This window comes from Halorubrum halophilum (genome assembly GCF_000739595.1).
GTDB lineage: Archaea > Halobacteriota > Halobacteria > Halobacteriales > Haloferacaceae > Halorubrum > Halorubrum halophilum.
In genome coordinates, this window is the sequence record NZ_BBJP01000061.1 from 1 (window position 1) to 15805 (window position 15805).

10 protein-coding genes and 2 pseudogenes are annotated in these 15805 nt (G+C 55.6%); 2 read left to right on the plus strand and 10 right to left on the minus strand.

The features are described 5' to 3' along the window. Positions 1–411 precede the first annotated feature (411 nt). The 8 genes and pseudogenes from ACP96_RS19635 to ACP96_RS15010 form a co-directional block, all read right to left on the minus strand. A complete protein-coding gene (locus tag ACP96_RS19635; protein ID WP_050033920.1) occupies positions 412–2088 on the minus strand; it encodes a transposase in 1677 nt (558 codons plus the stop codon). 113 nt (positions 2089–2201) lie between these two features. Further along, positions 2202–2548: pseudogene (locus ACP96_RS19950) on the minus strand (ribonucleotide-diphosphate reductase subunit beta); the annotation flags it as partial. A gap of 83 nt (positions 2549–2631) precedes the next feature. Continuing rightward, complete coding sequence (locus ACP96_RS14980; RefSeq protein WP_050033922.1) at positions 2632–4326, minus strand: ribonucleoside-diphosphate reductase subunit alpha; 1695 nt, start codon at positions 4324–4326, stop codon at positions 2632–2634. A 2-nt stretch (positions 4327–4328) separates the two neighbouring features. Continuing rightward, positions 4329–5339: a ribonucleotide-diphosphate reductase subunit beta gene (locus tag ACP96_RS14985; protein WP_050033923.1), complete on the minus strand. Its 1011-nt coding sequence runs from the start codon at positions 5337–5339 to the stop codon at positions 4329–4331. 132 nt (positions 5340–5471) lie between these two features. Then, positions 5472–5960: a transcriptional regulator NrdR gene (gene nrdR, locus ACP96_RS14990; protein WP_050033924.1), complete on the minus strand. Its 489-nt coding sequence runs from the start codon at positions 5958–5960 to the stop codon at positions 5472–5474. 389 nt (positions 5961–6349) lie between these two features. Continuing rightward, positions 6350–8024 (minus strand): annotated as a pseudogene (locus ACP96_RS14995) (transposase). 80 nt (positions 8025–8104) lie between these two features. Then, complete coding sequence (locus ACP96_RS18170) at positions 8105–9352, minus strand: digeranylgeranylglycerophospholipid reductase (protein WP_082222585.1); 1248 nt, start codon at positions 9350–9352, stop codon at positions 8105–8107. Between the two features lie 94 nt (positions 9353–9446). Further along, positions 9447–9779: a DMT family transporter gene (locus ACP96_RS15010; RefSeq protein ID WP_050033927.1), complete on the minus strand. Its 333-nt coding sequence runs from the start codon at positions 9777–9779 to the stop codon at positions 9447–9449. 83 nt (positions 9780–9862) lie between these two features. Here ACP96_RS15010 and ACP96_RS15015 point away from each other — a divergent pair, with 83 nt between their 5' ends. Together ACP96_RS15015 and ACP96_RS15020 are read left to right on the plus strand one after the other, a co-directional pair. After that, entirely contained in the window at positions 9863–10651 is a 789-nt protein-coding gene (locus ACP96_RS15015) for a TrmB family transcriptional regulator (RefSeq protein ID WP_050033928.1), read from the plus strand. A 444-nt stretch (positions 10652–11095) separates the two neighbouring features. Beyond that, positions 11096–12370 (plus strand): IS4 family transposase, encoded by a 1275-nt coding sequence (locus ACP96_RS15020; protein WP_050033929.1) that lies wholly within the window; start codon positions 11096–11098, stop codon positions 12368–12370. Here ACP96_RS15020 and ACP96_RS15025 read toward each other — a convergent pair. Both ACP96_RS15025 and fni read right to left on the minus strand, forming a co-directional pair. Next, positions 12367–14028, minus strand: coding sequence for a transposase (locus ACP96_RS15025; protein WP_050033930.1), 1662 nt, complete (start codon positions 14026–14028; stop codon positions 12367–12369). The two genes, ACP96_RS15020 and ACP96_RS15025, sit on opposite strands and share 4 nt — an antisense overlap. Before the next feature lie 515 nt (positions 14029–14543). Further along, positions 14544–15626 (minus strand): type 2 isopentenyl-diphosphate Delta-isomerase, encoded by a 1083-nt coding sequence (fni, locus tag ACP96_RS15030; protein ID WP_050033931.1) that lies wholly within the window; start codon positions 15624–15626, stop codon positions 14544–14546. Positions 15627–15805 lie beyond the last annotated feature (179 nt).

The window sequence follows — 15805 nt, forward strand, 5'->3', positions numbered from 1 at the left end:
TTATTGGCGGTTCTACCCCGGGGGAAGCGGCGGTCTGTAGTCGGTTCCAGCATTCGTGCTTCCCCGACGGCGTCGGGGTACTTCAAAGTGGTCGTGATTATCCAAGTAATCACGTCCAGACGCGTATTTGCCTGAAGTGTCGAATTCCGGCGCTAGAAGTGTTAGTGGCCAAGAAACCGGATTTATATATTATATATCGCTATACTAAAACTGAGGCGTGTGAGTTGAGACTACACCGGGGATAGCGAGCCTGTGATGCGTAGTTTCAACTGAATCCGCGATCCGAAACTGCTTCGGACCGACTCTCAATCGACACCTCATATCATACTTCCAACTAAACCAGTGGATTTCTGGGAGTGCCGACAGCATTGCCACTCAGAGAATCGGCGTTAGCCCAGACTGAGCGGCTATCTACCCGATTCCGGTCTCCTTCTTTAGCAGCGTAAGCGTATTGTCGGCTGTCACGATCGGTGAATGCTCGTACTCGCCGGTCAATGCGACCTGGACGAGCAAATCAACCGCTCGCCAGATTGAGTACAGCAGACAGGCGAACGCGAAGTAGAAAAACCGGAGTCCGAAATGCTTCGAGGTTGTCGCGGCCATGAACCGCTTGATGCTCTTGTAGCCGCTCTCAATCTCCCACCGGTAACCGTACTCAGTGAGGTGCCCGCTCCCCCGATTCGTCATGAACACTGAGTATTGCCGGTGGTCCTCGTGTCCAGAGCCCTCTTTCCGTCGGTAGATTAGCGTCGTCTCGTGCCACTCGTTCTTCCCGAGGTGGAGCTTCCGGTCAGTTTCATATTGATCTTGATCACGGTGGAGCAATCGCTTCGCCTGCGCTTTCTCGCTGGTCTGCATCCGTTTCGGAACGACGTAGGAAAGCCCGCGCTGGCTGAGCATCTCCAGAACGTGTTGGCTATCGAACTCCCGGTCCATCAGGACGTTATCGACATGAACGAGGTCCTCAGCCGAATCCAGCAGGTCCTCGACGATCTCCTTTCGTGATTCTCCTTTCCGTACCGGGCGCGCGTCCAGCACGATTGGGACGGCGTTCCCGACCAACTGGACCGTCGCCCACTGATAGGCGTACTCGTCGGTCTGCTCTTTCGTCCCGATGATCTCGTCTTCGTGGCCCGTTCGGTCGCCCGTGAACGGATCGGCTTCGGTGATGTCGATCGCGACGATTCCAGCTCGAAAGAACTCCTCAGTCTCTGCAACCTCTTCCAGCAGCCGACCGGCGGCTTCTCGGTACATCTCCCGAACCGCTGGTATCGAAAGACCGCGAATGTGGTCGCGATGGGCATGCCCGAGTGGTGTGCGATCACGTGTTGATTCGTGGATGAAGCTCCGAGCGCCCTCGTTCACAGCGAGGTTCTCTCGAAGTCCGAGGTAGATCTGTAACCCCCAGTACGCGTTCTCGTGAATCTCACATCCCTCACCACGATTCAGTGAGAATGCAGGGAAGACGATGCGACTGACGTGGTTGGTGATTTTCCGAGCCCGCTTCTGAACGGTCTGATTGTCCGGTGCTGAGTCGCCTTCATCACCGGTTCGATAGCTGAGCGTTCGCTCTGGTTCTCGTGGAACTATGAGACCCGCATCCTGGGCCTTGATCAGGATCGTTCGAGCTGCCGTTTCGACTGTCTCGCGGAGTTCGGTCGTGAATCGCTGGTGCCAACTGCGCCATAGAGTCGATTGATCCGGCATACGCTCGAAACCGAGTTCGCAACGGAGTTCCGGCCGCTGTCGAAGGAACGTCAAGAGTGCCGTTTCGTGGTCCCAACCGTGGATCTCTTTGAGCAAGAACAACCGCACCAACTGCGGCATCTGGTACCGCGTGGAGCCAGAATACTCGTCATGCGACCCGAAATCAACGTATTCCAGCGGGTACTGAGAAACGAACTCTCCAATCGAGTCGTGGATGTCGTGTTCGAACCAGACTCTGGCGACGGTTCGAATGTCCGATTGGAGAGCAGATACCGAACTGCGGTCGTACAGCGGTGTCGACCCGTATACAGGCCACTCGACGTGCTGTAACTGTGCAATGGTTCGAAAGACGTCCCGTCGCGATTGCTCTGTTGATGGCATTAGTCGAGAATAATCCGTCTGAAAGACGCTGTAAGGTCTCCTCAGTCAGGAGATACAGCTATGCTTCGAAGACAGCTAGGGGACCACGTTGCTATGCGGAACATGGTCGGATGCTACCAGTCGAGGCTACCCCCGATCTGGTATTCGGTCACCTGCGTCTCGAAGGGATTCTCTTCCTTGTTCAGGTTGACTTACTCGGATATCCACGGGAACGGATTGTCAGTCCCGTATTATTCCGGTAAGTCGAGTTGTCCAAGGCGCCGGTCAGCGATGTGTTCGACGTACTCGGTGAACTGCTCGGTACCCATGTCAAGTATTTCGTCAGGACACGCCTCGTAGGTGTAATTTTCTCTAACTCAACCGCTTCGATGATCAGGTCGACTACCCCGTCGCCGAACTCGTCGGTCCACACCCTGGGATTCTCCGACCAAATCTGTTTGATGAAATCCACGCCGAAGCCGTCAAGGACCAAGGCACGCATACGCCGAGGGGTAGAGTGGCGTAGTTTACATGGACCACTCTATCATACCGGCCGATGGGAGATCAACTCTCACAGGCCTTGCATTCGAGGATGTCTCGGCTGAACTTCTGTGCAGCGTTCACGCTATGTTGGTAGTAGAGACTCTTCACCCCTTTCTTCCAAGCCTCGATGTAGAGCTGGTTGATCTCCTTGACGCTCACTTCGCTCGGATCGATCGAGACGTTCAGACTCTGTGCCTGATCGATGTGTTTCTGCCGCTGTGCCGCCTGGTTGATGATCGCCATCTGTGGGATCTCGGCGAAGGTTTTGAACACTTCCTTCTCTTCGTCGGCCAGGCAGTCGAGGTGTTGCACGCTCCCGTCGTTCTGTGCGATGCTGTCCCAGACCTCGCGCTCGTCTCTGCCTCGCTCTTTCAGGATCGCCTCAAGGAACTGGTTCTTCTGCGTCGATTTCAGCTTCGCACCGTCGCGGACGAAGTAGTTCGATTTCAGCGGTTCGATGCTCGGACTGACCTGCCCCAGGATGACACTGCTGGATTTCGTCGGGGCCACGCTCATCGTCGTCGCGTTCCGGCGACCGTAGCCCTCGAGCACCTCCGGCTCGCCGAACTCGTCGGCGAGCCGACGACTCTCCTCGTAACTTCGCTCCTTGATGGTGCGGAAGATTGCCTCGTTTTTCTCCATCGCCTCCATGGTGTCGAACGGAATCATCTCGCTCTGGAGATAGCTGTGCCAGCCGAGAACGCCGATGCCGATCGCCCTGTGCCGTTTCGCAAACCGCACTGGGCGTTCCATGAACTGCGTTCCCTCCGCCTCTTGGATGAACTCCTCCATAACGGCGTCGAGAAACCGCGTCAGCGTCTCTACTGCGTCGGTATCCTTCCACTCATCGTAGTGAAGCGCGTTCATCGACGAGAGACAACAGACGAAACTCTCGTCTGGCGTGGCCGGCAGCGCGATCTCGGTACACAGGTTGGAGCCGTTGATTTCGTAGCCCCTGTCCTTGTAGACCTGTGGCTTCCCGTCGTTCATGTTGTCCCGGAAGATGATGTACGGGACACCGATGTTGATCCGAGTCTCGATGATCTCCGCCCACGTCTCTCGCTTATCCTCGTCGCCGTCGACCATCGCCCGGAACCAGTCGTCACCGATGATAACGCCGTAGTAGATGTCTTGGACGGGGTCACCCTCGGTCTTGATGTTGAGCCACTCGTCCAGGTCGTCGTGTTCGACGTCGATGTACCCCGCGAACTGGCCGCGTCGCGTCTCGCCCTGGCTGACGACGTTGATGATCGTGTCGAACAGCTCGGTGAAGCTGTAGCTCCCGTTGCTCTTGCCGTTGTTCGTGATCGGGCTGCCTCGGGGCCGGATCTCGCCGAAGTACCCGCTGGTCCCGCCGCCCAGCTTGGTCATCTCGCCCACTTCAGCCTGCGTGTAGAGGATGCTCTCCATGTTGTCCTCCATGTAGCTCCCGAAGCAGCTGATGGGCAGGCCTCGGTCCAGACCGAAGTTCGCCCACACCGGACTCGCGAGGCTGTAGAAGCCCCGACTCATGTAGTCGTAGAACTTGTCCGCGAAGCCGTCGTTGTCCAGGATCTCCTCGGCCCGCTCTGCGATCTCCCTGACCCGCTCCTCGGCCGTGACGCCCTCGATCAGGTACCCCTCGTCGAGGAACGCCCGGCTGTCCTCGTTCAGCCAGTAGAACGGTTCCTCGTGCTGCTGGTTGACCTCGTCGAGTGCTGGTTCTGTGTGTGCCATCGTTAGAACATGTCCTCCGCGGTGACGCTCTGTGCGTGTTTGTTGTACGTGGTCGATCGCTTGCTGAAGAAGTCGTTATCCTTCGTCATCATGATGTCCTCGTCGAACCACCGTGTCTCCTCAAGCAGGTCATCGTCCGGGTCGAATATCGGCTCAACACCGACGTTCTCGAGGCCCTGGTTGAACCGGTCCCGCAGGAACGCATCGACGTGCGCCCGGGGAAGGAACTCCAGTTCACCCTCACCGAAGATCCAGTCCAGTATCTTCATCTCTGCCTCGAACGCCTGCTGACAGGCCGCTTGGACCTCTTCTTCGAAGTCCTCGTCGAAGAGGTCCGGATTCTCCTCGCGAATCGTCTTCACGAGTTCGACACCGAACAGTCCGTGAATCTGCTCCTCCTTGCTGGTCGCTTCGACGGCGTTCGCAATCCCCTTGAATTTCTTTTCGTGTTTGTCGAAGCTCGTCATGATGAGGAACTGCGAGAACAGCGAGACGTGCTCGACGAACGTGGAGAACAGCAGGAGACTCATCACATACTCCTGTTTGTCGTCGCTCTCGCTCTTCTCGAGGTACTCGTCGAGGTAGTCGATCCGCTCCTCGATTGCGGGGACGTCAGTCACCTCCTCGAAGTCCTCCGTGATCCCCAAGATGTCGAGGAGGTGGCTGTACGCGTCCATGTGTCTGACCTCGCTCTCCGCGAAGGTCATGCCGACGTTCCCGATCTCCGCTTTGGGCATCTCGTCGTAGATTTCTGCCCAGAAGGTCTTGACCTGGACTTCGATTTGCGCGATAGCCAACATCGTCCGTTTGATGACGGTTTTCTCGGCCGGAGTTGTGTTGACCTTGAAGTCTTGAACGTCTCCTGAGAAGTTGAACTCCGTGTGAACCCAGTAGCTGTTCCGTATCGCGTCTTTGTACTCGTGGACGTCGGGGTATTCGTACGGTTTGAGCTGCGTTCGTTCGGAGAAGATGTCGGTCTCCGGTTCTTCGCCTTTGGTTTTGCTTTCAGTCATTGGCACGTACCCCGGGGGAATCGTCCTCTGTTGGTTGGTTTCTGTTTCCGTCGTTCTCTGTACGTCTGGACGTGGTCATGCTCGCCCGGTCAAGGATTGACCGAACATTCGTTTGACCTGCGTATGTTTGTGTCATAGTGCGCTGTTCGAGGCTTCGAAGTCATCGAGTTCTGCATCCAAGACTGCGTCAAGTTCTCTCAGGAATTCCTGCGGCTCAGAGAATGCTTTGTAAACGGAGACAAATCGAATGTAGGCTACCTTATCGAGCGTACGGAGGTTCTCAGAGACGAGCTCGCCGATGAGACTCGAAGAGACGATACGAGCCTCTCGACCTTGCAGTTCGCTCTCGATATCATCGACGAGAGCAGTCACTGTTGTCTCGGCCACATCTCGCTTCTCAACGGCTCGCTCGATCCCTGCGCGGAGTTTCTGTCGGTCGAACGATTCGATGGTTCCGTCGCGTTTTTTCACCTGGAGTGACTCCCACTCCGGACGTTCGTAGGTCGTAAAGCGGAACGAACAGCGTTGACATTCGCGGCGCCGTCGGACGGAGGTTCCGTCGGCACTGGTCCCTGTATCGATGACGCGAGTTCGCTCGTTCCCGCAGTCCGGGCAGTTCATAGTTGTCACTAATTAACCCTCCAGGGTCTTAACCCCCAGATGTGGGGCCACTCAATTTCGACCGCAACATATGGTGGTGAGGACTGCCACATAAAACTTGCCCAATTGAATTGATGTAGTACAACTAAAATTGATTATCGGACGTGGATAATTGGGAGCATATGCATTGAGTGACCCAGTCTCAACTACCATGAGGCGTGGGAGTTGAGACTACAGTGGGTATAGCGGGCCTGTGATGCATGGTTTTGGCCGAATCGGAGAGCGGAAATTGACTCAGATTGCTCTCCAAATGGCCCATATTGTTGAAATATCAACCATATACGCGAATTTCGGCTACTTTCGACAGCGTAGCCACTCAGAGTCGGGCTACCACGGGGTGAGTACCGCTACTATCCGATTCCCGTTTCCTTCTTCACCAGCGTCAGCGTATTATCGGCTGTCACAATGGGCGAGCGTTCGTATTCACCGGTTAATTCGACCTGCACAAGCAGGTCCACAGCCCGCCAGATCGAGTACAGAAGACACGCAAATACGAAGTAAAAAAACCGCAGGCCGAAGTTCTTCGAGGTCGTCGCGGCCATGAACCGCTTGATCGACTTGTACCCGCTCTCAATTTCCCATCGACCCGTACTCTGTGAGCAGGCCGTTGCCTCGGTTCGTCATGAAGACCGAGTACTGCCGATGATCGGTGTGTTCGGAGTTCTCTTTGCGTCGGTAGATCAGTGTCGTCGAGTGCCACTCATTATCGCCGAGATGTAACTTCCGATCGGTCTCGTAGCGGTCCTTTCCCTTCTTGAGGAGCCGATTCGCCTGCGCTCTTTCACTGGTCTGCATCCGCTTCGGGACGACGTAGGAGAGGCCGCGTTGGCTGATCATCTCCAGGATGTGCTGGCTGTCGAACTCTCGGTCCATCAGGACGTTATCAACATGAACAGCCGCCTCTGCCGAGTCCAAGAGGTCTTCGACGATCTCCTTCCGGGTGTCGCCTTTCCGAACTGGGCACGCATCGAGGACTATCGGAACAGCATTCCCGACCAGCTGGACCGTCGCCCACTGGTAGGCGTACTCGTCGGTTTTCTCCTTCGTGCCGATAATCTCGTCTTCGTGGTCCGTCCTATCGCCGGTGAACGGGTCGGACTCAGTAATGTCTATGGCGACGATGCCAGCCCGGAAGAACTCCTCTGTGTCTGCTACCCGGTCCAGCAGTCGACTCACCGCCTGGCGATACATCTTCCGTATCTGTTCGATTGAGAGATCGCGTACATGCTCGCGATGGGCGTGGCCAAGTGGTGTACGGTCTCGGTTCGACTCGTGAATAAAGCTCCGAGCGCCTTCGTTGACAGCCAAGTTCTCGCGAAGTCCGAGATAGGTCTGAAGGTCCCAGTAGGCATTCTCATGGATCTCACAGCCCTCACCACGGTCCAATGAGAACGCAGGGAACGCAACATCACTGACTCGCTCAGTAACTGTCTCTGCCTGCTCTAATACGGTCTGGTCATCGGGGTTTGATTCCGGACTCTCGTCACTGTGTCTGCGGCTCTGCCGTTCTGGTTCTCGTGGAACAGAGACACCCGCATTTTGGGCTTTGATGAGGATCGTTCGCGCTGTGGTTTCGACCGTGTTCCGGAGGTCTGCAGTGAAGCGATGGTGCCAACTGCGCCACAGGGTTGACTGATCGGGGACCGACTCCAAGCCGATCTGTTCGCTGAAATCAGGGTGCTGGGTGAGGTATTCGACGAGGGCCGTCTCGTGGTCCCAGCCATGGCATTCTTTCAGCAGGAACAAGCGAAATAGTGTCTCCATCTCGTAGCTCGTCGATCCTGCATACCGGTCGTGGGGATCGAACTGGACGTATGCAAGCGGTAATGTGTGGACGAATGGTTCAACGCCCTCGTGTTCGTCTTGTTGGAACCACGTTTTTGCGACCACGCGGACATCCGACTCCAGTGCGGGAAGCGACGAACGATCGAACAGCGGGCTAGACCCATACGTTGGCCAATCGACATAGGAACAATGAGCGATTTGGCGAAAGACTGTTCGACGCGACTCGGGGGTCATAGCCATGTGGGTACTGATAGCAAAACGTCCAAGACCAGTTGATCAAGATCGGATAGAAGTTGGATTCATCAGCGGAAGTGTTGTGGTTAGCTGGAGTAAGAGACACTCCCAAATTGTGTTTCTCGCCAGTATTTCCAGAGGTAGGATAGATCACTAGGATACAACAGTTTTACAATTTCCCGCTTGCTCCCATCGTTAATATCTGAAAGGGTATCTCGAGAAAGCTTGTTCAGATCTTGCATGAGTCGGTCGTACCGTTCGTTTGGTGCAAGGTATAGCAACCTCGTCATCATCAATCGACGGTCTTGTCTGGGGGCAACTTGCTCGTTCCATAGGTCGTCGTAGACTCCCATCTCCTCAGCAGAGATGTTTTTCGTCCTCGTCAGACAGCGGTCGGCTGTCATTGCAGCTGCGCGAGCTGATTTCATACACTTGTAGATTCCCTCTCCCCAGACAGGATCAACCGATGGGACAGTATCACCGATCGCCATAAACGAATCAGTACTCATCGATTCGGGGGGCTGTACATGTGCTGATCCCCGAACTGGACTCTCTGCGATTTGTCTGGCGTTCTCGAACCGTGGGTCAGTATCAAGCCAATGTTCGAGATACCCGTCGACGGTGCGATCGTGAATGGCGTTTTCTTGATAGCGTTCATTCTGGATGTAACAGATGCCGACTTTTGCTGTGTCGTCACCCGTATGGAAGATCCACGAATAACCTCCAGGGGCGTACTCGTGGTCCAACCGCAACATCATCGCGTCAGTGAGATCAGCAAACTCGGGATGATTGAGATCGACGCCTTCGAATAAGTATTCAATACCAATCGCGTGGTTCTCCCGCTCAAGATTGGCTATCCCCAGATCTTTAGCCAGTGGCGCAGCCGGACCCGTAGCATCAATAACGATTTCGCCAAAGACCTCCTGGTCACGGTTATAACGGACACCAACGAGATCACCATCTTCGACGATCGGGTCACGAACACGAGCATCAAACCGATACTCAGCACCCTTGTGACGACCATCCTCGACAAGGAACTTCTTGAACGCCTCGAAGTCCAAGACAAAGCCCGGCTGGTCCTGGATAAAGTGTTCATTTGGAGATTCAAGAACTACTGATTCAGTCGCGTGCATAACGACGTCGTCCGGGATGCCGAAGGAGGTCATCATTGACGCAAACGTTCCGCCGGTAGATTTGTTACTTTGAGCTGGGAATTCATCTTCTGCTTCGGTTTCTAGGACGACAACATCGTACCCACGGTCAGCTAGATCTCGTGCACACTGCGCCCCCGCTGGACCTGCCCCAGCGATGATCACATCATACCTGTTTGACATCGTTGGAGAACAACTACTCAAGAGCGGACGAACAAGATGTTGGAACACAGTGCCACTTTTCGGTTGTTTCTACACAGGCCCGGTGCCCACCATCTTAGTGGGCAGACATCTGTGACACCACGTTGACGAAGTAGACGCCACCGATAATGAGGCCAATTCCGAGAAGGCCTGCCAGATCAACTGGTTCATCAAAAATAACGGCCCCGATACCTGCCACACCGACAATACCCAATGCTGCCCATGTCCCATAGACGACACCCATCGGTAATTCCTCTAACGTCAGGGATAGTAGATAGAACGCTGCCCCATATCCGAGGACAACCCCAATACTGGGAACCGGTTGTGAAAATCCCTCCGAGAGTTTGAGGGCAGTTGTCCCGAATAATTCGGAGAGTATTGCACCAGCGAGCAGTACGTATGGATGCATATCGTTAGGTCTCGAAGCCCCCGAGATACGACTATTGAAACAAAACAGCACTTACAATTTGTTTGGAGGCACAATGACAAAGCATGACGGAATTGGGCGAGCTTGGACTCTCAAGTTACGAGGAGAAGGCCTATCGAACCCTTCTCGTAACAGGAGCAGTGACGGCAGCTGAACTCTCTGATACTAGTGGAGTCCCAAAAGGCCGTATCTACGACGTACTAAACGGCCTTGAAGCTCGCAAGTTGATCTGGAGACAGTCAAGCGACCCAAATCGGTACGTGGCCGTACAGCCAGAAACCGTCGTCGACAGGCTTCTGGCTGAACGAGCGTATGAACTGAAACAAGAGTGGGATCGTTACCGCGAGAAAGCAGAAACAGTTCGTTCGAACCTTTTGCCGACACCACCAACAGAGAGTAGTTTCTGGCTTGGATCGCTCGGGAGTGACGAAATGAGTACAGCGCTCCAGCAGCATATGCGAACCGCGGAGAATGTTGTCAAAGCAACTGTCGGGCCTCCCTACGAGGATGCGACGTGGGAGACACTCCAATCTGAAGTGGAAGGCTTTTTCGAGGGTGCTAATACGGATTTGTCTGTTGACCTCCTCTTCAGTGAAAAAGCAGTTACCGTACTCCCCGACCGATTCCCACATCTAATTGAAAACCAGCCCGCAGACATAACTGTCAGAACGACTCCTGAGATTGCGCTTTCGTTTGATATCGTGGACAATGTGGAGACGACGATTGATGTGCTACATCCAGTATCTGGTGAAGACAGGATCGGTGTGATCGGGATCAAAGATTCGCAAGTAGTCTCCGAGTTTGAGCAGTACTTCCAACGACTGTGGACCGATGCTGTTCCCCTCCTTGAGTGAGACAGTGATGATGGGAGGAAGACGTGATGTGATGTAATTGACTCAAACCGATATTGCCTCTGTGCATTGAGAAGGCCAGTCTCAACTCCACCCGGTCCTGGGAAGTTGAGACTACAGGGGGTTTAGCGAGGCTGTGATGCGCAGTCTCGGACGAAACAGTGACTAGTTCGGCTTCGAATCTCCTCTCAATCGTCTCTTCCTATCGCACTCCCAACTAAATCGGTGGATTTTCGAAATTCCTGACAGCGTTGCCACTCAGAAATCCGCACTGGCCCCGACAGAGTACCTCCTTATCCGATTCCAGTCTCCTTCTTCAGCAGCGTGAGCGTCATCCGTCTTTAGTTAGGAGACGAACCGCATGACAGCGGCGGCGTATCGAGGTATGTTTGCGGAAGGAACGAGGAGGCAACGAGTGTGTACCACGAAACCTCCTCATCTCGGATTATGCGTCGGCTCACTACGCTTTTTCCATCTGAGTTCCTCGAAGAGCACGCCGAGGAACTCGGCGTGGTCGAACGTGATCGCAAGCTCCAGATTCCCGCCTTCGTCTGGTCGTTCGTGTTCGGCTTCGCCGCAGGCGAACGCCGAACACTCGCAGGGTTTCGTCGCAGCTACAACTCGACAGCTGACGAGCCGATCTCTCCCGGCGGCTTCTACCAGCGGTTGACACCGTCGCTCGTGGAGTACCTCCGTGACCTCGTCGAGCGAGGTCTCGACGAGGTCGCAGTCCCAGACGCTGTCGGTGCTGATATCGACCGGTTCAAGGACGTGATGATCGCTGATGGAACGGTGTTGCGGTTACACGAGTTTCTCTCCGATGAGTACGAAGCCCGTCACGAGGAGCAGGCTGGAGCGAAGCTCCACCTGCTCCACAATGCTACTGACCAGACGATTGAACGGCTCGACGTAACCGACGAGAAAACACACGACAGCACGCTGTTCAAGACAGGCACGTGGCTTGAAAACCGCCTCGTGTTGTTCGACTTGGCGTACTTCAAGTACCGCCGGTTTGCGTTGATCGACGAGAACGGCGGCTCCTTCGTGAGCCGGCTGAAACAGAACGCGAATCCGGTGATAACGGAGGAGTTACGGGAATGGCGCGGGCGCGCCATTCCCTTAGAAGGCAAGCAGCTCCGAGCTGTTCTCGATGATCTCGACCGGAGGTACATCGATGTGGAGGTCGAAGTCGAGTTCAAGCGCGGGCCGTACGAGGGGACGCGCTCGCTGGATACGAAGCGGTTCCGCGTCGTCGGCGTCCGCAACGAGGACGCCGACGACTACCATCTGTACGTGACGAATCTGTCGAGAGAGGAGTTCTTTCCGGCAGACCTAGCGCAGATCTACCGGTGTCGGTGGGAAGTTGAGTTGCTGTTCCGTGAGTTGAAGACGCAGTACGACCTGGACGAGTTCGACACGAGCAACGAGCACGTGGTGAAGATCTTACTGTACGCAGCGCTGCTGTCACTGCTTGTGAGCCGTGATTTGTTGGATCTGGTCACCGAGCAGGCTGACGATGAGCTCGTGTTTCCACCGGAGCGCTGGGCGGCGACCTTCCGGTCGCACGCCCAGCTCATCCTCCACGACCTCGGTGAGCACCTCGGTTATTCGCCACCGCCGCTGTTGGAGCGGCTGATCAAGGACGCACAGAAGATCCACAAGCAACGACCGATCTTACAAGAGACGCTCGCTACCGCTACGCAACCGAGGTGTGAGTCTTAACTAAAGACGAATGGCGTGAGCGTATTGTCGGCCGTCACAATCGGCGCGTGTTCGTACTCACCAGTCAACTCGACTTGGACAAGTAAATCGACTGCTCGCCAAATCGAGTACAACAGACACGCAAACGCGAAGTAGAAGAATCGGAGCCCGAAATCCGTCGACGTCGTCGCAGCCATGAATCGCTTGATCGACCGATAGCCACTCTCAATCTCCCACCGGTAGCCGTACTCACTGAGAAAACCACCACCCCGGTTGGACATGAACACCGAGTACTGTCGATGGTCGTCGTGCTCAGAGTCTTCTTTCCGGCGATAGATCAGCGTCGTCTCGTGCCACTCGTTCTTGCCAAGATGGAGCTTGCGGTCGGTCTCGTACCGGTCTTGATCGCGTTGGAGGAGTCGTTTGGCCTGAGCTTTCTCACTCGTTTGCATCCGTTTCGGCACGACGTAGGACAGTCCACGCTGGCTGATCATCTCTAGAATGTGCTGGCTGTCGAACTCCCGATCCATCAGCACGTTATCGACGTGAACGAGGTCCTCAGCGGAGTCGAGCAGGTCCTTGACGATCTCCTTGCGTGACTCGCCTCGTCGAACTGGGCGGGCATCAAGCACGAGTGGAACAGCGTTGCCGACCAGCTGGACTGTCGCCCACTGGTAGGCGTATTCGTCATTCTTCTCCTTCGTTCCGATTATCTCGTCCTCGTGGCCGGTACGGTCGCCGGTAAAGGGGTCGTCCTCGGTGATGTCGATCGCGACGATTCCAGCTCGAAAGAACTCCTCTGTCCCCGCGAGCTCGTTGATGAGCTGACGGAGTGCCTGTCGGTACATCTCGCGAATCTGATTGATGGGGAGGTCACGAATCTGGTCGCGATGACCGTGCCCGAGTGGCGTTCGATCACGCGTCGACTCGTGGATGAAACTGCGAGCGCCCTCGTTAGCCGCTAGGTTCTCACGCAGGCCCAGATAGGTCTGTAAGCCCCAGTAGGCGTTCTCAGGAATCTCACAGCCCTCACCACGATCGAGCGAGAACGCGGGGTATACGACGCGACTGATGTGGTCGGTGACCCTCTCAGCCTTGTCGAGGATGGCCTGATCGTTTGGGACAGATTCGTCTGCGTCGTCGCCTTGATCCGGGAGGTTTCGTTCTGGGTCGCGTGGTACAGCGACACCCGCGTTCTGCGCTTTGATCAGGATTGTTCGAGCCGCTTCCTGGATCGTCTCACGGAAATCGCGCGTGAAGCGCTCGTTCCAGCCGCGCCACAATGTCGATTGATCGGGCACCGTCTCCAACTCGAGGCGTTCACAAAGTTCGGGGTGGCTATCGAGGTACTCGACGAGAGATGTTTCGTGCTGCCATCCGTGGAGTTCTTTCAGCAAGAACATGCGAAAGAGGGTGTCCATCTCGTAGCGTGTTGACCTTCCGTAGCAGTCGTGGGCCTCGAAGCGGAAGTAGGCCAGCGGAAGTTCGCAGACGCACTGTTCGAGTGAGTTATGATTTGGGTGCGTGAACCAGACACTCGAGACGACTCGAACGTCCGATTCTAACCCACCGAGTGAGGAGCGATCGTACAGCGGTGTCGAGTCATATGCGGGCCACTCGATATGTTGGTGTGCGATTCGTCGAAAGACGCTGCGCCGAGACTCGCGAGTCGCGACCACTACAGAAGAATAGCCCGGAGACGCTCAAGAGTTCGTCCAACCGACCAGTATAGAGAGTTCTGTGGCTCTGCTGGATTCCTCAATCGCGAGCAGGGGTGATGCAGCTAATCGTTAGATGTAGAGGAACAGTATATCGGTTAGTGAAAATTCGTTGTGTCACAGGGGACAAATCTTATTCTACAAGAAATTCTTCTGTGACACATGGACCTGAGCTGGGCACTTCTCCTTGTTGTCGCCGTCCTCGTAATCGGGTACGGTCTTTACACTGTGTACAATCTCTCAAATTTCCTCGGGGACTACCTTCGTTCCTGACAACCAAATTCTGGTGTTCTTGCTTCCGTATACCCGGTACATTCGCACACCTACTGAACGGTTATTTCACGACGAATTCGCTGGTGAGAACCCGCCTCGTTGTGGTGCGTAGTTCGGTAAGTACAGGTTGGACAGATATCGGAGTCGGCTCTCTCTTTCCCGCTGTTGTTCTATCCGTCCTGCTGAGACTGGGGAATCCGGGACTACTCGCTACTGGTTCGTTGTTCCACGTACTCGCGCGTCTTTCCGTGCAACACGTACTCCACCTGCTGGAGCTCGTCGATCGACCCCGAGCCGGTGACGAACATCGCTGTTCGCAGCTCGGCGATCAGGTCCCCGACGCGTTCGATGACAGCGTCTGGCCCGTCTGTAGCTGGTTTCAGGAATGGTTTCGCCAACCCGCCGGCGCGGGCACCCAGGGCAATCGCTTTTGCCACGTCCAATCCCGTTCGGACACCACCACTCGCAATGACGCAGTCGTGTTCGGCAACACACTCGATCGTGCTTACAGCGGTTGGAATGCCCCATTCTCGGAACAGGGTGCCGATTTGTTTCTGTCGCGGCGCGTTCGCGGCTGCTGCGCGATAGGCTTCGATCCCGGACCACGTCGTTCCGCCTTTGCCAGCGACGTCGAGAGCGTCAACGCCTGCCGCAGTTAGCTCTCGGGCAGTCTCCCCGGAGATGCCGTTGCCCGTTTCCTTGACGATAATCGGCACCGAGAGTGCCTCGGACACTCGTTCGATCGCAGCTACACAGTTCCGGCCATCGACGTCGCCTTCTGGTTGGGTGGCTTCCTGGAGGAAGTTCAGGTGGACCGCGAGCGCGTCGGCGTCGATCATCTCGACTGCCTGCTCGACCATTTCGATGTCGTACTCTCGGAGCTGTGCAGCGCCGAGGTTCCCGTAGATGAACGCATCGGGTGCGGCATCGCGGACGACGGTGTACGATTCGAGGACGCGTTCGTCGTCGAGTTCGAGGCCTGCTCGCTGGCTACCGAGACCCATGGCGATACCGGTTTCGCTGGCGGCCCGGGCCAGCGCCCGATTGATCTCCGTCGTGTTGTGGTGCCCGCCAGTCATGCTCTCGATGAAGATTGGGGCAGAGAGGTCGTGACCCAGGAAGTCGATGGAGGGGTCGATCGCGTCGTAATCGAGTTCCGGAAGCGCGTTGTGGACGAGGTGGACGTCGTCGAAGCCCGTGCCTGTCGTTTCGACGTCCCGCTCTTGGACGATTTGAAGGTGGTCGTCTTTTCGGTCTTCAGTCTGCGTGGAGTCCTGCGCCGTCATTAGTCGGGTTTGTACAAGAGATGGGAAAACAATACTGTTGTATCGACTCTCCCCCATCCTAACTATTCTCAGTACCTCACAAAGCATCCTCGGATAGTTGCCGTTTCTTATACACATCTGACGCTGCCGACGAATAGAGCGATGAGAATACCCGAACGACCCGTTTGGCAATGGTTGAA